The sequence below is a fragment of the Helicobacter pylori HUP-B14 genome, assembly GCF_000259235.1.
Classification (GTDB): Bacteria; Campylobacterota; Campylobacteria; order Campylobacterales; family Helicobacteraceae; genus Helicobacter; species Helicobacter pylori_CU.
Genome location: NC_017733.1, coordinates 1,461,502 through 1,479,076, shown reverse-complemented (window position 1 = coordinate 1,479,076; position 17,575 = coordinate 1,461,502). Strand labels below are relative to the sequence as shown.

The window sequence follows — 17,575 nt, the reverse complement described above, 5'->3', positions numbered from 1 at the left end:
AAAACCACTTAGTAACATACAAGATTTAAAAATCACAATCTCTTGTTGAGCTTTCTAAAATACCAAAGACTGAGGGCTAAGAATACGAAAAAGGGCGATAGCACGCCTATTTCAGGAATGAGTATCCCTGAAATGCTGAACTTCCCTAAAGCAAAGAATAGCCCCCAAACAACGAGCGTGATAATGATAAACTTTAGCCCTAAAAGAGCCAGGTTTTCATAGCGGGCGAGACTGGGCGAAAAATAAGCGATTAAAACGCTTAAAAACGGCACAAAAAAGGGCAAAATCGCAAACACATACAAAAACGAGCGCACTTTTTTCGTGTCGGCGTTTTGGCGCACTAGAGCATGCAAGGAAAAAAGAGCGTCTGTGATAGAAACCGCAGGCTTGTTTTGATAAATGGTGTCTAAAACTTTAGGGCGGAAATTTTTGAGCGTTTTAAAGGTTTCTAAACGCGTGGTGCTTAAAGCGTTGTTGCCCAGTTCAAAACTCAAGGGCATCTCATAGATAGTAGTGTCATGCAAGATCCAATACTTGTCTTCAAAAAAAGCTTCTTTAGCTTCAGCGTAAGATTCCAAAGTCTTATCTTTTAGGCGAAAAACCTTGATATTTTGGGCTTTTTGCAATAAGGGATTAATCTTATCAAAATACACGTAATCGTCATTATATTTCACTAACAAATGCTCTGAAACGCTCAAAGAATTGTCTTTATAGATCAAATTTTGCGTTTTTTCTTCCATATACACAAAAGGAGTCGCGTTCAATCCCACATAAACAGCCGTGAAAAACAAGCTGATGAAAAAAATAGGGTTTAAAATCTGGCGTTTGGAAAAGCCAATGGAGAGCAGGGCGGTGTATTGGTTGGATTTAATGAAGGCGATATAAAATAAAACCATCGCTAAAAGCAAGGAAATGGGCAAGGTGTAATTGAGGGCGAATAAGATGTCATAGGTGAAAAATAAAATGATCATGTTCGCAGAATCGGGCATTTTATCGGCGTATTTCAGGCTGTCAATGCCTACAAAAAACAATTCTAAAGCTAAAAGCACGATTAAAAAGTATTTGAAATAATACCACCCCACAAATCTAAACAAACGCACTTTAAACCCTTATTCAAACCACGATAAAAACTTAAAATTTTTGATAGAGCGCATTTAACTTTCTATTTTTAAAGGTTTTTTAAGCGTGAAACGATTTTGCATGGCGTTAAAATCATGGCTTTCTATAAAAAATTTTAAGGCGTTTTTGGCATGTTCAAACACAGCGTTTTTTAAAGGCTCTTCGTTTTTGTGGAATTTTGAAAGCACATGCTCAATCACGCCAATCCCTTTAGAAATCCCCACCCTCAAGCGATAATAAGAATTAGAACACAATAAATCAATGGATTTTAGGCCGTTATGCCCTCCATTCCCCCCACCCTTTTTAAACCTCACAACGCCTAAAGGTAAATCCAAGTCGTCATGGACAATTAAAAGCTCTTTGGGTTTGTAAAAATTTTTAGCGCTTAAAACGCTCTCGCCGCTCAAATTCATGTAAGTTTGGGGCTTGAGTAAGATAAAATCCTTATAAACGCATAAACAAGCGTTGTGTTTGGGAGAAAAAGTGAAAGAAAGATCCAACTCGCTAACGAGCGAATCTAAAATATCAAAACCAGCGTTGTGTCTGGTGTGAGCGTAACGCAAAGTAGGGTTGCCTAAACCCACTAAAAGCGTCATCACCTGAAATCACTTCGCTTTAATCACACCGATCACAGCGATAGAATCATGATCTAAGATCTTAACATTCTCGTGTTTTTCTAAATCGCGCACCAAAATAGACTCATTCACGTCTAAAGGGGCTACATCCACTAAATAGTGATCGGGCAAATGCTCTGGAGTGCATTCCACACTGATACGCTTTTTAGAGAGCATTAAAATCCCTTTGTTTTTCAAGCCCACCGGAGTGCCTTGGTGTTTAACGGGGACTTTAAACTTGGATTTCACGCCTTTAGTAACAGCGAGCAAATCCACATGGATAAGCTCGTTAGTAACAGGGTTTTTTTGGTATTCTTGAACCACGACTTCAAAAGTCTTATCCCCTAATTTCACCGGAAAAATCAAATGCTTCTTTTCCTTAAGGTATTTAATGAAAGGGTTTAATTTGAACGCGCAACTCACATTTTCAACACCTTTTCCATAAACATTTGCGATTAGATAGCCATCTTTTTTTAAAGCTTTAGCGTTAGCTTTAGTAATACTCTCTCTAATAACGCCTTCTAACATGTCAATCCTTTAAAATAAAATAAGGGATCATTCTATCCAAAAAACCCTTAAAAATCAAAAACTCTTTAAAAGCTTTTCAAAGGATTGTTTGAACGCTATCAAGCCTTCTTTAAGGAGTTTTTGAGCGGTGTTTTCTAAATCAATGTTTTGTGCTTTTAATTCTTTTTTAAACGCTTCAATTTCTGTAATCTTTAAGGGGGTTTGATACTCGGTGTTTGGGTCAAGCAAATAAGCGTTTAAAGCCTCTAGGGGGGCTGTATTGATAGAGTTTTTAAAACACAGCGCTTTAATGTAATAATCTTTAGCTAAAGCATTGGATTTAACGCCTGTGGATGCAAAAAGGGTGCTTATTAGCGTATTAGCATGCTGACTGATTTGATAATAGCACTCGGTAGCGTTCATAATCCCGCTTTGAGCTTTCAAGTTTTGCGCCACTAATGGGTCTATTTCTTTGTCAAATCGTGAGACAAACACGCTAATAACCGCTCTTTTTTGCGCTTCTTTGGCTAAGATTTGAGCGATTTCACCGGCAATTTTAGGCGAAAAGACTAAAGTTACATTAATGGGGATAGAGGCTTTAGTTAAAGCGCTAATGACTTCAAAAGCGCTTTCACTCGCTGGGACTTTAATCATCACATTGGGGCGGTTTAATGTTTTGAATAACCGCTTGGCTTCATCAATGCTTTTAATGGCATCGTCTTCTAAAAAAGGGTCAATTTCTAGGCTAATGTAGCCGTTGTTAGGGTTTTTTTCATATAAAGGCATTAACGCGCTAGAAGCTTGTAAAATATCCTTTAACGCCAGGGTTTCATAAATTTCTTTAGCTTTTTGGCCTTTGAGTTTAGCGATTTCATCTTGATAAAACGCGCTTTTTGTGATCGCTTCACAAAACAAACTAGGGTTACTCGTCGCCCCGCAAATAGCCCCCTTATTGATGAGTTTTAAAAAATCGTTTTCTAGAAAATCCCTTTCTATAAAATCGCACCACAACCTGAATTCTTGCATGTTTATCCTTGTTTTAAATTGAGATAATAATCTCTAACGACTTCTTGGTCGCTAAAAAAAATCGTTTTGTCTTTAAAGATTTGAATGTTTTCATCACCCTTGCCTAAAATCAATAACACCTCATCGTCTTTTAAATTTTCTAAAGCGTTTAAAATGGCTTTTTTTCGGTCTTTTTCTACAATGACTTTAGAAGAATCGCTGATGCCTTTTAAAATATCCTTGATAATGTCTTCTTCGTTTTCGCTTCTGGGGTTGTCTGAAGTTAAGACGATTTGATGCGCATAACAACTCGCTATCGCTCCCATTTTAGGGCGCTTGGTTTTATCCCTATCGCCCCCTGCTCCAAAAAGAGCGGTGATTTTTTGATTTTTAAAGCTTTCAAAGACTTGTTGCATGCCGTCTGTGGTGTGGGCAAAATCCACAACCACTAAAGGTTTAGAATGCACAATTTCCAAACGCCCCTTCACCCCATAAAAGTTTTCCAATAACGGCGTGATCGCTTCTAAAGGTAATTGAGTGAGTAGTTTGACCCCCAAAACGCCCGCTAAAATATTATAAAGGTTGTAACGCCCTAAAAGGGGGGAATGCATAAGGGCGATTTCTTTGAGATTGGGATCTCTTAAATTTTGTTGGTAGCATAAAGACGCGCTAATAAAGGGGTTGAGCGAAAAGGCTTGAACGTTTAAATGCGCTTTTTTATCCAGCGCGTAAGTGTGCGCGTTAATGGGGTTAAAAAGGGCGTTTGTTTCATCTCTGTTGATGACTTTCAAGCCCTCATCTTTAAAAAAGCTGTTTTTAATATCTCTGTAATTTTCTATGTTTTGATGGAAATCTAAATGATCGCTTGTGATATTGGTTAAGATTTTAAGGGCGAAATCAAGCCCGGCGATGCGCTTTTGGGCAATCGCATGGGAGCTCACTTCCATAATAAAGTATTCGCATTTTAAACGCACTGCTTCTTCTAAATCGCTATAAAGCTCTAAAAGGGTGGGCGTGGTCAAGCCCTTTTCTTTGATTCGTTTGTCGTTGATAAAAAACCCTCTTGTGCCTAAAAGAGCGGTCTTTTTATTCAAATCTAAGAATAAAGAATACATCAAACTCGCTGTGGTCGTTTTACCATTAGTGCCAGTAACCCCTACAATTTTAATCTTAAAATCAAAGTAGTTTTTAAGCTCGTTAAAATCTAAAATAGCCAGGTTTTTTTCTGCAATTAAAGGAGAGTATTTTTCATTTAAAGGCGTTTTGACAAAAAGGATTTCTTTAGGGTTTTCTAAAACTTCATGCGTGTTATCGCTCAAAAAAGAATAGGTGTGGTTTTGATAAGTCAGGGTTTTTTTAAGCTTCATTCTTTAAGCCTTATTGGATTTTAGGGCGTCTTCTAAAAGAGAACGCAAAAATTTATCGTAAATAAAAGAATCTTCATGCATGTTTTCAATGTAATTTATCGCTAATTCATAATAGCCATAATGGTTCAATTCTTTCAAAAATTCATAAAAATCCTCTTTATTGTCAAAAATCACCCTAGAGCTGAACATCAAATCTTCAAACGCTTCCTTAAAACCGCGCTCCAAACTCAAGCGTTTGAAATCCGCGTACAAAATGCCGTTCAACTCCTCGCCTTTTTGAGAAATTTGCGCATCAATCTTTTCAGTCATTTGGTTCAATCCCTCATCAAAAGAAGCGATCAAATTGATGATTTGCTCTTCAGCCTGGTTTTTTAAACTCCGTTTTTGCATAGCGATCAAGCTTTGATACAATTCATAAAAGCTATGGGCTTCTTTAGGGAAATCTTTAGCGATGTCGCTTAATAACGCCCCCACTTTGGCTTTTTGGTTGTCTTTATCCAAAAATAAAACTTCAGAAAAAAGGCGTAACGCTTCAGCGTAATGGGCTTGCTTGAACGCTAAAAAGCCATCCTTAATCAACGCACGCTTTTTAAATTCATAATCAAACTTTTGCATGCCTATAATCCTTAAAGCTTATCAAACTCCTTAGCGTTTTCTAAGCACACCACTTCTAAATTGGGGTGAATATCCATTTTAAGCTGCCTTTCAATGACATTTTTTAAAGTGATTTTACTGCTAGAGCAAGTCTTACACGCTCCCTCTAAAGCCACATAAATTTTCATGCTTTTCACCCCTAGCACTTCAATATTACCGCCATCTTTGAGCAAGTAAGGGCGGATCTTTTCTATTACAATACGCACCGGTTTTTGTAAATCTTCATCGCTAAATTCTATCATTTTTAAAAACCTTATTTTTAAAATTTTACTTTAAGATACCATATAATGAGCCATTTTTATCAAACAACGCTTTTTAAGAGTGGCTCAAGGGCTAATTGGATAGAATAGAGCCACTATTAGAATAAGGTTTTGATGACGATATGGAAATTAAAAACATCAAAGAGTTTGAAAAAGCTTCCAAAAAACTCCAAAAAGACACTTTAAAGATCGCTCTCGCTCTTTTGTTCCTCATCGGCGCCGCTTTGCTCGCTCTCATTTTTGGGCAGGCTAATTCTAAGGGATTGTTGCTTATTTTTGCGGCTGTGATTGGGGGGTATATGGCGATGAATATTGGCGCGAACGATGTGTCTAATAATGTCGGCCCTGCCGTAGGCTCTAAAGCCATTAGCATGGGTGGGGCGATTTTGATCGCTGCGATTTGTGAAATGCTTGGAGCGATCATTGCCGGGGGGGAAGTGGTTTCTACGATTAAGGGCCGTATCGTTTCGCCTGAATTTATTAATGATGCGCATGTTTTCATCAATGTCATGTTGGCTAGCTTACTCAGTGGGGCGTTGTGGTTGCATGTAGCGACTTTAATAGGCGCTCCCGTTTCCACTTCACACTCTGTAGTGGGGGGGATTATGGGGGCTGGAATGGCAGCGGCTGGAATGTCTGCTATCAATTGGCATTTCTTATCAGGCATTGTGGCGAGTTGGGTAATCTCGCCTTTAATGGGGGCTTTGATAGCCATGTTTTTTTTAATGCTCATTAAAAAGACTATCGCTTATAAAGAAGATAAAAAGAGCGCGGCTTTAAAGGTCGTGCCTTATTTGGTAGCGTTGATGAGCTTAGCCTTTAGCTGGTATTTGATGATTAAGGTTTTAAAACGCCTCTATGCGGTGGGTTTTGAAATCCAGCTGGCTTGCGGCTGTATCCTTGCGCTTTTAATCTTTATCCTTTTTAAAAGATTTGTGTTAAAGAAAGCCCCACAATTAGAAAACAGCCATGAAAGCATTAATGAGCTTTTCAATGTCCCTTTGATTTTTGCTGCTGCGCTTTTAAGCTTTGCGCATGGGGCTAATGATGTGGCTAACGCTATAGGCCCTTTAGCGGCGATCAGTCAAACTTTAGAAGATGCAAATAGCCCTATGGGGAATACTTTAAGCTCTGTGCCGTTGTGGATTATGGTAGTAGGGGCAGCTGGGATCGCTTTAGGCTTGAGCTTGTATGGGCCAAAGCTCATTAAAACGGTGGGGTCTGAAATCACAGAATTAGACAAAATGCAAGCTTTTTGCATCGCGCTTTCAGCGGTCATTACCGTGCTTTTAGCCTCTCAATTAGGCTTACCGGTAAGCTCTACGCATATTGTGGTGGGTGCGGTGTTTGGGGTGGGCTTTTTAAGGGAGCGTTTAAGAGAGCAATCAAGAAGGCGTTTTGCTAGAATCAGAGACAACATTGTAGCCGCGCACTTTGGGGAAGATTTAGAAGAAATTGAAGGCTTTTTAGAGCGCTTTGATAAAGCCAATTTGAAAGAAAAATCGCTCATGCTAGAGAGCTTGAAAAAAAGCAAGAACACCGCTATCGCTTTGGAATTGAAAAAGAAAGAAAAAAAGTCGCTTAAAAAAGTGTATAAAGAAGAAGTGATCAAACGCTCCATTTTAAAAAAGATTGTTACCGCTTGGTTGGTAACCGTGCCGGTTTCTGCGCTTTTAGGCACGCTTCTTTTTGTGGCTCTTGGTTTTATAGAAAAGTATTTCTAGGGTTTTTAAAGGCTTGATTTTTAAAGTTAGGCTTAATCTTTTATGTTAAAATTCTAAGATTTTATATATTTTATATTTATCGTTAGGTTTTAGGTTTAAATCATGGGGAGGAATCAAGGAGCTTATTTGGATCCGTCTGAATCGATTTTGATGTTGATGGTTGCTTTTTTATTGGTGTTGTTGAACGCCTTTTTTGTGCTTTCAGAGTTTGCTCTTGTGAAAGTGCGTAAAACCCGTTTGGAAGAGCTGGTTAAAATCGGTAATTCCAACGCTAAACTCGCTTTAAAGATGAGTCAAAGACTAGACACTTATTTGAGCGCGACGCAGTTAGGCATCACCCTTTCTTCATTAGCTTTAGGTTGGGTGGGTGAGCCCGCTATCGCAAAATTGTTAGCCGCGCTGTTTGAGTCTATGGATTTGAGAGAAAATCCTATTTTTATCCATTCAATGAGCGTGGTCATAGCGTTTTTGAGCATCACTTTTTTGCATGTCGTGTTGGGCGAGATTGTGCCAAAGTCTTTAGCGATCGCTAAATCTGAAAAAGCCGCTCTTTTTGCCGCGCGCCCTTTGCATGTGTTTTGGGTCGTGTTTTATCCGGTGGTGTGCCTGTTTGATGTGATCGCTCATTTCTTTTTAAAAAAAGTGGGCATCAATCCTAAAGAGCATGATGGCACGCATTCTGAAGAAGAGTTAAAGATCATTGTGGGCGAGAGCTTGAGAGAGGGCATTATTGATTCAGTGGAGGGCGAAATCATTAAAAACGCGGTGGATTTTTCTGACACGAGCGCTAAAGAAATCATGACCCCACGAAAAGATATGGTGTGTTTGGACGAAGAAAACAGCTATGAAGAAAATATAGACATTGTTTTAAAAAGCCGCTTCACGCGCTACCCTTATTGTAAGGGTTCTAAGGATAACATTATCGGCATGGTGCATATTAGAGACTTGCTTTCTCGCTCTATTTTTACCCCTAAAATGCATGATTTCAATCAAATCGTCAGGAAAATGATCATCGTCCCTGAAAGCGCTTCCATTTCTCAAATCCTTATTAAAATGAAAAAAGAGCAAATCCATACCGCTTTGGTGATTGATGAATACGGCGGCACGGCCGGGCTGCTCACTATGGAAGATATTATTGAAGAGATCATGGGCGAGATTAGCGACGAATACGACTTAAAACAAGAGGGCGTAAACAAGCTTGAAGAGGGCGTGTTTGAATTAGAGGGCATGCTGGATTTAGAGAGCGTAGAAGAAGTGCTTCACATTGAATTTGACAAAGAATGCGAGCAGGTAACGCTTGGGGGTTATGTTTTTAGCTTGTTAGAGCGCATGCCTATGGAGGGGGATACAATCGTTTCGCATGGGTATGTTTTTGAAGTCTTAAGCGTGGATGGGGCCAGGATAAAACGCTTAAAAGCGGTTAAACAAGATCAGGGAGAAAATGAAGCATGAAAAAAACAACCCTCTTTGTATTGGGCTTATTATTCAATAGCTCTTTAAGCGCTGTTGATGGAGTTCCTAAAACCGAGCCTTCTTCTTTGAATTTGGCTGAAGACAGCCTACCTTTGAACCACCCTAACGCTCAAAAACTTTCTTTAAAAAACGCATGGAATAGGGTGTTATCCAACCATGAAGGCTTGCATGCGCAAGAATACGCCATTAAAAGAGCGAGTAAAATGAAATTAGCGGCTAAGCTTTCTTTTTTGCCTCAAATTGATTTGAGCGCTTTTTATGTGTATCTTTCTAACCCCATTAAAATGGATTTTGCCAGCCAAAAACAACCGGGCGTGCAAAAAGCCACCAACCAGATCCATCAAGGCTTGCAAAACATCCAGCAAAATATCCCCCCTCAAGTATTAACCCCTCAAATCCAAGCGGGCATGCAAGGGGTGATGCAAGGTTTTGGGGCTTTGAGCAGCACTTTAGAAGCCCCCTTATTGTTTTCTAAGCAAAATGTGGTGATTGGGGCTTTGAGCATTATTTATCCCCTTTATATGGGTGGGGCAAGATTCACGATGGTGCGCATTGCGGATTTGATGCAAAAAGACGCCAATGAAGTGTATCGTTTGAAAAAGCTTTCCACTTTTCAAGAGCTTGTGAGCGTGTATTATGGCATGGTGTTAAACGCAGAAGTGGCTGAAACTTTAGAAGAAGTAGAAAAAGGCCATTATAAGCATTTCCAAAACGCTTTGAAAATGCAAAAAGTGGGGCAAATCGCTAGGGTAGAAACCTTAGGCGCTCAAGTGGCTTATGATAAGGCCCATATCGCTAGCGTTAAGGCTAAAGACGTGTTAGAAGTTTCGCAGCTCTCGTTCAATTCTATTTTGTCTAGCAAGGACGATCTAGCACCTTCAAGCAAATTAGAGATCCACACCGAGAAAAATCTGCCCGATTTGAGCTTTTTTGTTGCTTCCACGCTCAATTCTTACCCGGTTTTAAAGACTTTAGAAAATCAGATTCAAATCTCTAAAGAAAACACGAAACTACAGATCGCTAAATTCTTGCCCCAAGTGAGTTTTTTTGGCTCTTATCTCATGAAACAAAACAATTCGGTGTTTGAAGACATGATCCCTAGTTGGTTTGTGGGCGTGGCGGGGCGCATGCCCATACTCTCCCCTACAGGGCGTATCCAAAAATACCAAGCGAGCAAATTAGCGGAGCTGCAAGCAAGTAGCGAACAAATCCAAGCTAAAAAAAACATGGAATTATTAGTGAATAAGACTTATAAAGAGACGCTTTCTTATTTGAAAGAATACAAAAGCTTGCTTTCTAGCGTGGAATTAGCCAAGGAAAACTTAAAACTCCAAGAGCAGGCTTTTTTGCAAGGCTTAAGCACGAACGCTCAAGTCATTGATGCGAGGAACACGCTTTCTTCTATCATCGTGGAGCAAAAAAGCGTGGCTTATAAATACATTGTTTCATTAGCGAATTTAATGGCGTTAAGCGATCATATTGATTTATTTTATGAATTTGTTTATTAAAGGAAAAAATCATGTCAAACAGCATGTTGGATAAAAATAAAGCGATTCTTACAGGGGGTGGGGCTTTATTGTTAGGGCTAATCGTGCTTTTTTATTTAGCTTATCGCCCTAAGGCTGAAGTGTTGCAAGGGTTTTTGGAAGCCAGAGAATACAGCGTGAGTTCCAAAGTCCCTGGGCGCATTGAAAAGGTGTTTGTTAAAAAAGGCGATCACATTAAAAAGGGCGATTTGGTTTTTAGCATTTCTAGCCCTGAATTAGAAGCCAAGCTCGCTCAAGCTGAAGCCGGGCATAAAGCCGCTAAAGCGCTTAGCGATGAAGTCAAAAGAGGCTCAAGAGACGAAACGATCAATTCTGCAAGAGATATTTGGCAAGCGGCAAAATCCCAAGCGACTTTAGCCAAAGAGACTTATAAGCGCGTTCAAGATTTGTATGATAACGGCGTGGCGAGCTTGCAAAAGCGCGATGAAGCCTATGCGGCTTATGAAAGCACTAAATACAACGAGAGCGCGGCTTACCAAAAGTATAAAATGGCTTTAGGGGGGGCGAGCTCTGAAAGTAAGATTGCCGCTAAGGCTAAAGAGAGCGCGGCTTTAGGGCAAGTGAATGAAGTGGAGTCTTATTTAAAAGATGTCAAAGCCCTAGCCCCTATTGATGGGGAAGTGAGTAATGTGCTTTTAAGCGGTGGCGAGCTTAGCCCTAAGGGCTTTCCTGTGGTTTTAATGATAGATTTAAAGGATAGTTGGTTAAAAATCAGCGTGCCTGAAAAGTATTTGAACGAGTTTAAGGTGGGCAAGGAATTTGAAGGGTATATCCCAGCGTTGAAAAGAAGCGCGAAATTCAGGGTCAAATATTTGAGCGTGATGGGGGATTTTGCGACTTGGAAAGCGACAAATAATTCCAACACTTACGACATGAAAAGCTATGAAGTGGAGGCCATACCCTTAGAAGAGTTGGAAAATTTTAGGGTAGGGATGAGCGTGTTAGTTACCATTAAACCTTAAAAAGGATTGTTTTGTTCAGATTGATAAGCGCATGGGTTTTACAAGACAAGTTCTTGTTTGTCGTGTGTTTTATATTGCCTTTTTGTTTAGGGGTTTTAGGCACGCAAATCTTTAAGCAAGAAATCCCAAGACAGCTCCCTATCGTGGTGGTGGATTTGGATAAGACCACCACAAGCCATCAGGTAGCGTTTGAATTGGGTGCAACGAGCGCGCTTCAAATCAAACACCAAGTGGCTAGCCTTTTAGAAGCCAAACGCTTTTTAAATTCCGCTGAAGCGTATGGGGCGTTAGTTTTGCCTAGAGATTTAGAGAAAAAAATTAAAATGGGGCGAAAGGTGGATTTGCCCTTTTATTATAACGCTGAGTATGTTTTAGTGGGGAAAACGCTCAAAAACGCTTTTTTACAAACCGCTTTGACTTTAGACGCTAAAACCTTAGCCACCAAAGCTTTAGTGCGAGATTCCAATTTGATTTCTGCTAAAGCCCAAGCAATACCTATTGTTTTGCAATTGCATGCCCTATACAATGAAGAAAACAATTACACGCAATACCTTTTAAGCGTGATGCTGCCTTGCATGTGGCTTATTTTCATTGCGATTGGCATGCTCAATTTCATTCAAAAAACCTCTAACATGCGCGAGCTTTTGATCAGTATTTTAGCGAATGCGTGTGTGTTTAGCTTTTGGGGGATGGGCATGGCGTTTTATTTTAATTTCATTGGCATGCAGGGGAATTATGCGCATTTGTTGTTGGTCTTTTTGGCGGTAGTTTTAATGACGCTTATCATGAGCGGGTTTGTGGTGCTAGTTTATGGCATTTCAAAAAGCGTTATTGAAACCGCGGGTGCGATTGGAGTCTATACCGCTCCAAGCTTTGCGTTTGCTGGGGTGACTTACCCGCAAAACAACATGGAAATTTTTGGGGATTTTTGGAGCCATTGCTTGCCTATTAGCCATTTTATGAAGTTCTTTTTACAAGAGGCCTATTATAAGACGGATTTTACCGAGTCTTTAAATTCTTTAATGCCGCTTGTGTTCTTTTTAATTTTTTTAGCTTTAGGGCTTTTGATTTTTTATTTTTCTTTTAAAAAAGATAGGGCTAGCGCATGAATTTTTTTAAAATCCTTTTAATGGAATTAAGAGCCATTGTTTCTCATAAGGGCGTTTTGTTAATCCTTATAGGCGCTCCTTTAATCTATGGCTTATTATACCCTTTGCCTTATTTGAAAGACATCGTAACGCAGCAAAAAATCGCCCTTGTAGATGAAGACAATTCCTTCCTTTCCAGGCAATTAGCCTTCATGGCGCAAAGCTCCAACGAGTTAGAAATCGCTTTTTTTAGCCCCTCTATGCTGGAAGCCAAAAAGCTTTTAAAAGAAGAAAAAATTTATGGGATCTTGCATATCCCTTCGCATTTTGAAGCCAATATCCATAAACAAGTGCCTGTAATGATAGATTTTTATGCGAATTCCAATTACTTTTTGATTTATGGCGCATTAGCGAATGCGGTGGTGGAGAGCATCAACGCTTTAAATGATGAGATAAGATTCAAACGCAACGCCCAAATAGAAGAAGCTGAATTAGGGACAGACGGGATTAAAATCAGGCCTATCGCTTTGTATAACCCTAGTGAGGGGTATTTGAATTACGCGCTCTCTAGCGTGTTTATTTTCATCTTACACCAGGTGATGCTCATTGCAAGCAGCATGTTTACTAGCTCCAGGCGTTTGGAATTAGCCCTTTTAGACAAGAAAGAAATTGCTTTAAGGCTGTGCGCAAGACTCTTGGTGTTTGTGGCAGCGTTTAGCGTTTTTATTTTATGGTATTTTGGGGTGCTGTTTTCTTTTTATGGGATCGAACGGCATGGAAGCGCTTTAATGGTGTTTTTGAATAGTTTGATTTTCATGCTTGCGACCTTGAGTTTGGGGTCGTTTTTAGGCGCATGGATCAAAAATGAAGCCCACACCACTCAAATCGTTTTGATTTCTTCTTTGCCCTTGATTTTTATGATGGGTTTTGTGTGGCCTTTTGAATCCTTGCCCTCTTATTTACAGGTTTTTGTTCAAATAGTGCCTGCTTATCATGGGATCAGTTTGTTAGGGCGATTGAATCAAATGCATGCGGAATTTATAGATGTGTCTATCCATTTTTACGCGCTTATTGCGATTTTTATCGTGAGTTTTATAGGGTGCGTGTTCAAACTCAGCTCTTTAAAGAAAGCTTGTGAAAACGCTTAAAAACCTCATCACCTCCAAGCACCAGACTAAAGCATCTCGCTTTTTAGGCTATCTCATGCCCTTTAGCGATTTTGAAAAAACCCTCACGGCTTTGAAAAAAGAGCATTTTAAAGCCGCGCATTTTGTAACGGCGTTCCGCTATTCTTTAGAGGGCAAAATCACGGAGGGTTTTAGCGATGATGGCGAGCCTAAAGGGAGTTCAGGCATGCCTATGCTTAGCGTTTTAAGGCGAGAGGATTTAATCAATATAGGATTAGTGAGCGTGCGTTATTTTGGAGGCACGCTTTTAGGGGTGGGGGGCTTGATGAAGGCTTATGCCACTAGCGCGTTATTGTGCGTAGAAAACGCTAAAAGAGAAAACGCTTTTAAGGATTTTGTGGAGTTGGAAACTTTAAGCGCTCATTATTCTTACAAAGAATTAGACGCTCTTCAGCGTGAAATTAAGAAATTTAGCTTACAATTAAGCAAAAAGAATTTTTCAAACCAAAGCGTGGAAGTGGAAATCAGCGGCGAAAGAGAAAATTTGCAAGCGTTTTTACAGCAAAATAAGATAAATTAGGGAGAGTGGTATGGGATTTTTGAGTGGGTATTTTTTATGGGTTAAGGCTTTCCATGTGATAGCGGTCATTTCGTGGATGGCGGCGTTATTTTATTTGCCGCGCCTTTTTGTCTATCATGCAGAAAACGCACATAAAAAAGAGTTTGTAGGAGTGGTTAAAATCCAAGAAAAAAAGCTTTATTCCTTTATCGCTTCACCGGCTATGGGTTTCACGCTTATCACAGGGATTTTAATGTTGTTGATAGAGCCTGCGCTCTTTAAAAGTGGGGGTTGGTTGCATGCTAAATTGGCTTTAGTAATCTTACTTTTAGCCTATCATTTTTATTGCAAAAAATGCATGCGCGAGCTAGAAAAAGACCCTACAAGAAGAAACGCAAGGTTTTATCGTGTGTTTAATGAAATACCCACGATTTTAATGATTCTCATTGTGATCTTAGTGGTTGTCAAGCCTTTTTAAAGACAAGCCATGAAAAAAGAAAAGTCATGAAAAAAGAAAAGCACCTCAAGCAAGAAAAAATCATCAACATGTTTGATGATATAGCCAGCTCTTACGATCAAGCCAACCGCTTGATGAGTTTTGGCTTAGACGTTAAATGGCGCCAAAGGGCTTGCGAGCATGCGTTTTTGTTTTTGGAGAATAAAAAAGCGTTAAGGCTTGTGGATGTGGCATGCGGGACGGGGGATATGCTTGTGGCTTGGCAAAAAAGCGCTCTCAATTGCGGCATAGAGTTTAAGGAATGTTTGGGGATTGATCCTTCTAATAACATGCTTGAATTGGCCATTAAAAAATGTGAAGAGCTTGAAAACAAAGCTTCTTTCATCCAAGCTCAAGCCAAAGATTTAAAAGGTGTTGAAAATAACAGCGTGGATATCCTTTCCATTGCGTATGGATTGCGTAATATCGTGGAAAGACAAGAGGCCTTAAAAGAGTTTTTTAGGGTGTTAAAGCCTAGGGGCGTTTTAGTGATTTTAGAATTTTTAAAAAAAGACAACCCCACATGGTTGGATAAAATCTCAGGGTTTTACACGAATAAGGTTTTGCCTTTAGTGGGAGGGGCTATCAGTAAGAATTATGGCGCTTATTCTTATTTACCGCAATCCATTGAGGGGTTTTTGAGTTTGGAGGGTTTGAAGCATGAATTAAAAAACGCAGGGTTTGAGATTTTAAGGACTGAAGATTCTATTGCTCAAATTTCAACGACCATGCTTGTTAAAAAAAGCTAAAGGAATGTCATGCAAGATGAATTATTTGAAACCGAAAAAATCCCCCCAAAAAACACTAAAAACGCTAAAAACGCCCCTAAAAAAAGCTTTGAAGAGCATGTTCATTCCCTAGAGCAAGCCATAGATCGCTTGAATGATCCTAACTTGTCCTTAAAAGACGGGATGGATTTGTATAAAACGGCCATGCAAGAGTTGTTTTTGGCTCAAAAGCTTTTAGAAAACGCTTATTTAGAGCATGAAAAACTCCAAACGACAGACAAAAAGGCTTAAAGCATGCGGGTGTTTGCTTTGCAATTAGAGTCTTTTGAAGAAAACCTCATGCAATCCTTATTCAACTCCATACCCAAGAAAAGCGTGGTGGTGTTGCCTGAATACGTGATCAACCCCTTTTTCCACCATAACATGGGATTGGATTTGAATGAAATCAGCACGCAGTCTGTGCGAGCGGTTGGATTTTTATCGCAAAAATGCAAAGAGTTAGACTTAATTGTCTCAGCCCCGGTGCTTTTAGAAGAAAATTCTAAAATCTATAAAAAAATCGCCCTCATTTCTAAAGAAAGCGTGAAGCATTACACGCAACAACGCTTAATCCCCTATCCTCACTGGGATGAAGAGAGCTTTTTTGACAATGAAAAAAGCGCTTTTAAAGAATTATTAGTCTTTGAAAGAGACGGCTTAAAAATCGCTCCTTTGTTTGGCTTTGAAGCGCATTTTGATGAAATATGGGTTCAGGCTAAAAATCAGGGCGTGGATGTGGTGCTTTTAAGCAGTGCGGCCACTTTTGAATCCAATGAAAGGTGGCGGCTTTTGTGCCAGATGCGCGCTTTTTGTGCTTCTTGCGTGGTGGTTAGGGCTAATAGGATCGGAGCGTATCGCCAAATCATTGTAGAAGAAGATCAAAAAAACGAATTTTTGTGGAAATTTTATGGGGATAGTTTTGTGGCCTTGCCTAATGGCGCTATTGAAGATTCTTTAGAGGGTAAAATGGGGGCTTTGAGCGCTCAAATAGATAAAAACGATATAGACGAATGGGCTAAATTGTGGCATTTTAGAACGATTAAAGAGGGTTGAATGATTGATAGAAAACTTTTATTGCAAGATTTTGACAAGGTGGCTCTTTCTTTAAAAAAGCGTAATAATGCGATGGGTGATGAGTTGGAGCGTTTGCGCGAAGTCATCACGCATTATAAAAAGCAACTCATTGAATTAGAGGGCTTGCAAGCCTTTCAAAACAAGGTTTCTAAAGAATTTGGTATCAAAATGGCTCAAAAAGTGGATACAAGCGATCTCAAAAAAGAGCTAGAAAACAATAAAATCAAACTGAATGAGCTTTCCAAAAGCGTGGGCGAATTGGAGCAACAAATTGATTTGAAGCTTTCCATAATCCCTAATCTAGTGGATGAAAAGACCCCTTTAGGTGCAAGCGAAGAAGATAATATAGAAATTAAAAAAATCTTAACCCCAAGGGTTTTCACTTTCAAACCCAAAGAGCATTTTGAACTCGCTCAACAAAATGGCTGGATTGATTTTGAAAGCGGCGTGAAACTCGCCAAAAGCCGTTTTTCGGTCATTAGGGGTTTTGGGGCGAAAATTTATCGCGCACTCATTTATTTAATGTTGGATTTTAATGAAAAAAATGGCTTTGAAATCATCTACACGCCGGCGTTAGTGAATGAAAAAATGCTTTTTGGGACCGGGCAATTACCCAAATTCAAAGAAGATGTTTTTAAAATAGAAAATGAAAATTTGTATTTGATCCCTACCGCTGAGGTAACGCTCACCAATCTATACAACGACACCATTATTAGCGTTGAAAACCTCCCCATTAAAATGACCGCACACACGCCTTGTTTCAGGAGCGAAGCAGGGAGCGCGGGCAAGGACACAAGGGGGATGATAAGACAGCACCAATTTGATAAAGTAGAACTAGTGGCTATCACGCACCCTAAAGAAAGCGATGCGATGCAAGAGTGCATGCTAGAGAGCGCGAGCGGAATTTTAAGGGCTTTGGAATTACCGCACCGGTTCGTGCAATTGTGCAGTGGGGATTTAGGCTTTAGCGCGAGCAACACGATAGATATTGAAGTGTGGCTGCCTGGGCAAAATTGTTACCGAGAAATCAGCTCCGTGTCTAACACGAGGGATTTTCAGGCTAGGCGAGCCAAAATCCGCTTCAAAGAAAATCAAAAAAACCAGTTAGTGCACACCTTAAACGGCTCTTCTTTAGCGGTAGGCAGGACGATGGTCGCTTTAATGGAAAACCACCAGCAAGCGGATGGGAGCATTCATATTCCTAAGGCGTTAGAAAAATACCTTTAAGGCTA

At 39.8% G+C, this 17,575-nt stretch carries 19 protein-coding genes; 12 read left to right on the top strand and 7 right to left on the bottom strand.

The window, feature by feature from the left end; all coding sequences use genetic code 11:
• Positions 1–32: 32 nt before the first annotated feature.
• From HPB14_RS07160 to HPB14_RS07130, 7 genes are read right to left on the bottom strand one after another with little or no spacing between them, the layout of a single operon-like run.
• A complete protein-coding gene (locus tag HPB14_RS07160; RefSeq protein WP_001236137.1) occupies positions 33–1,100 on the bottom strand; it encodes an LptF/LptG family permease in 1,068 nt (355 codons plus the stop codon).
• Between the two features lie 54 nt (positions 1,101–1,154).
• The gene (pth, locus tag HPB14_RS07155; protein WP_000173972.1) at positions 1,155–1,715 is read right to left on the bottom strand and encodes an aminoacyl-tRNA hydrolase; all 561 of its coding nucleotides are present in this window, start codon (positions 1,713–1,715) and stop codon (positions 1,155–1,157) included.
• A gap of 9 nt (positions 1,716–1,724) precedes the next feature.
• Positions 1,725–2,261: a 50S ribosomal protein L25/general stress protein Ctc gene (locus HPB14_RS07150; protein WP_000889361.1), complete on the bottom strand. Its 537-nt coding sequence runs from the start codon at positions 2,259–2,261 to the stop codon at positions 1,725–1,727.
• A gap of 54 nt (positions 2,262–2,315) precedes the next feature.
• Positions 2,316–3,266, bottom strand: a complete 951-nt coding sequence (gene tal, locus HPB14_RS07145) for a transaldolase (RefSeq protein WP_001155008.1) — start codon at positions 3,264–3,266, stop codon at positions 2,316–2,318.
• 2 nt (positions 3,267–3,268) lie between these two features.
• Positions 3,269–4,612 (bottom strand): UDP-N-acetylmuramoyl-L-alanyl-D-glutamate--2,6-diaminopimelate ligase, encoded by a 1,344-nt coding sequence (locus HPB14_RS07140; RefSeq protein WP_000768819.1) that lies wholly within the window; start codon positions 4,610–4,612, stop codon positions 3,269–3,271.
• A 3-nt stretch (positions 4,613–4,615) separates the two neighbouring features.
• Positions 4,616–5,227, bottom strand: a complete 612-nt coding sequence (locus tag HPB14_RS07135; protein ID WP_001168590.1) for a hypothetical protein — start codon at positions 5,225–5,227, stop codon at positions 4,616–4,618.
• Between the two features lie 11 nt (positions 5,228–5,238).
• Positions 5,239–5,508: a NifU family protein gene (locus HPB14_RS07130; RefSeq protein WP_000569296.1), complete on the bottom strand. Its 270-nt coding sequence runs from the start codon at positions 5,506–5,508 to the stop codon at positions 5,239–5,241.
• A gap of 140 nt (positions 5,509–5,648) precedes the next feature.
• Between HPB14_RS07130 and HPB14_RS07125 the strand changes: the two genes are divergently transcribed.
• The 12 genes from HPB14_RS07125 to serS all read left to right on the top strand — a co-directional run bounded on the left by HPB14_RS07125 (position 5,649) and on the right by serS (position 17,570).
• Positions 5,649–7,250 (top strand): inorganic phosphate transporter, encoded by a 1,602-nt coding sequence (locus HPB14_RS07125; protein ID WP_000403646.1) that lies wholly within the window; start codon positions 5,649–5,651, stop codon positions 7,248–7,250.
• 102 nt (positions 7,251–7,352) lie between these two features.
• Positions 7,353–8,702 (top strand): hemolysin family protein, encoded by a 1,350-nt coding sequence (locus tag HPB14_RS07120; protein ID WP_000533296.1) that lies wholly within the window; start codon positions 7,353–7,355, stop codon positions 8,700–8,702.
• Positions 8,699–10,231 carry a TolC family protein gene (locus HPB14_RS07115; protein WP_000754038.1) on the top strand — a complete coding sequence of 511 codons (1,533 nt, stop codon included), beginning with the start codon at positions 8,699–8,701 and terminating at the stop codon, positions 10,229–10,231. Before HPB14_RS07120 ends, HPB14_RS07115 begins: the two co-directional genes overlap by 4 nt.
• A gap of 11 nt (positions 10,232–10,242) precedes the next feature.
• The gene (locus tag HPB14_RS07110; protein ID WP_000071799.1) at positions 10,243–11,232 is read left to right on the top strand and encodes an HlyD family secretion protein; all 990 of its coding nucleotides are present in this window, start codon (positions 10,243–10,245) and stop codon (positions 11,230–11,232) included.
• 11 nt (positions 11,233–11,243) lie between these two features.
• Positions 11,244–12,341, top strand: coding sequence for an ABC transporter permease (locus HPB14_RS07105; RefSeq protein WP_000489102.1), 1,098 nt, complete (start codon positions 11,244–11,246; stop codon positions 12,339–12,341).
• Positions 12,338–13,468, top strand: a complete 1,131-nt coding sequence (locus HPB14_RS07100; protein WP_001008817.1) for an ABC transporter permease — start codon at positions 12,338–12,340, stop codon at positions 13,466–13,468. The genes HPB14_RS07105 and HPB14_RS07100 overlap by 4 nt, the downstream gene beginning before the upstream one ends.
• Positions 13,455–14,027: a YigZ family protein gene (locus HPB14_RS07095; protein ID WP_000854232.1), complete on the top strand. Its 573-nt coding sequence runs from the start codon at positions 13,455–13,457 to the stop codon at positions 14,025–14,027. Before HPB14_RS07100 ends, HPB14_RS07095 begins: the two co-directional genes overlap by 14 nt.
• A gap of 10 nt (positions 14,028–14,037) precedes the next feature.
• Complete coding sequence (hemJ, locus tag HPB14_RS07090) at positions 14,038–14,484, top strand: protoporphyrinogen oxidase HemJ (RefSeq protein WP_000506511.1); 447 nt, start codon at positions 14,038–14,040, stop codon at positions 14,482–14,484.
• 26 nt (positions 14,485–14,510) lie between these two features.
• Positions 14,511–15,251, top strand: a complete 741-nt coding sequence (ubiE, locus tag HPB14_RS07085; RefSeq protein ID WP_000711710.1) for a bifunctional demethylmenaquinone methyltransferase/2-methoxy-6-polyprenyl-1,4-benzoquinol methylase UbiE — start codon at positions 14,511–14,513, stop codon at positions 15,249–15,251.
• A 9-nt stretch (positions 15,252–15,260) separates the two neighbouring features.
• Positions 15,261–15,521 carry an exodeoxyribonuclease VII small subunit gene (locus HPB14_RS07080; RefSeq protein ID WP_001150341.1) on the top strand — a complete coding sequence of 87 codons (261 nt, stop codon included), beginning with the start codon at positions 15,261–15,263 and terminating at the stop codon, positions 15,519–15,521.
• 3 nt (positions 15,522–15,524) lie between these two features.
• On the top strand, positions 15,525–16,322 hold the full coding sequence (locus tag HPB14_RS07075; protein WP_001262066.1) for a carbon-nitrogen hydrolase family protein: 798 nt from the start codon (positions 15,525–15,527) through the stop codon (positions 16,320–16,322).
• Complete coding sequence (gene serS / locus HPB14_RS07070; RefSeq protein WP_000567152.1) at positions 16,323–17,570, top strand: serine--tRNA ligase; 1,248 nt, start codon at positions 16,323–16,325, stop codon at positions 17,568–17,570. It begins immediately after the preceding gene.
• Positions 17,571–17,575: the final 5 nt, after the last annotated feature.

Excerpts from the sequence above, each read along its gene's own strand:
- HPB14_RS07075 (WP_001262066.1), top strand. The coding sequence starts at position 15,525 with ATGCGGGTGTTTGCTTTGCAATTAGAGTCTTTTGAAGAAAACCTCATG.
- HPB14_RS07110 (WP_000071799.1), top strand. The coding sequence starts at position 10,243 with ATGTCAAACAGCATGTTGGATAAAAATAAAGCGATTCTTACAGGGGGT.
- HPB14_RS07125 (WP_000403646.1), top strand. The coding sequence starts at position 5,649 with ATGGAAATTAAAAACATCAAAGAGTTTGAAAAAGCTTCCAAAAAACTC.
- HPB14_RS07130 (WP_000569296.1), bottom strand. The coding sequence starts at position 5,508 with ATGATAGAATTTAGCGATGAAGATTTACAAAAACCGGTGCGTATTGTA.
- HPB14_RS07140 (WP_000768819.1), bottom strand. The coding sequence starts at position 4,612 with ATGAAGCTTAAAAAAACCCTGACTTATCAAAACCACACCTATTCTTTT.
- HPB14_RS07150 (WP_000889361.1), bottom strand. The coding sequence starts at position 2,261 with ATGTTAGAAGGCGTTATTAGAGAGAGTATTACTAAAGCTAACGCTAAA.
- tal (WP_001155008.1), bottom strand. The coding sequence starts at position 3,266 with ATGCAAGAATTCAGGTTGTGGTGCGATTTTATAGAAAGGGATTTTCTA.
- HPB14_RS07135 (WP_001168590.1), bottom strand. The coding sequence starts at position 5,227 with ATGCAAAAGTTTGATTATGAATTTAAAAAGCGTGCGTTGATTAAGGAT.
- hemJ (WP_000506511.1), top strand. The coding sequence starts at position 14,038 with ATGGGATTTTTGAGTGGGTATTTTTTATGGGTTAAGGCTTTCCATGTG.
- HPB14_RS07080 (WP_001150341.1), top strand. The coding sequence starts at position 15,261 with ATGCAAGATGAATTATTTGAAACCGAAAAAATCCCCCCAAAAAACACT.
- HPB14_RS07100 (WP_001008817.1), top strand. The coding sequence starts at position 12,338 with ATGAATTTTTTTAAAATCCTTTTAATGGAATTAAGAGCCATTGTTTCT.
- pth (WP_000173972.1), bottom strand. The coding sequence starts at position 1,715 with ATGACGCTTTTAGTGGGTTTAGGCAACCCTACTTTGCGTTACGCTCAC.
- HPB14_RS07115 (WP_000754038.1), top strand. The coding sequence starts at position 8,699 with ATGAAAAAAACAACCCTCTTTGTATTGGGCTTATTATTCAATAGCTCT.
- HPB14_RS07120 (WP_000533296.1), top strand. The coding sequence starts at position 7,353 with ATGGGGAGGAATCAAGGAGCTTATTTGGATCCGTCTGAATCGATTTTG.
- ubiE (WP_000711710.1), top strand. The coding sequence starts at position 14,511 with ATGAAAAAAGAAAAGCACCTCAAGCAAGAAAAAATCATCAACATGTTT.
- serS (WP_000567152.1), top strand. The coding sequence starts at position 16,323 with ATGATTGATAGAAAACTTTTATTGCAAGATTTTGACAAGGTGGCTCTT.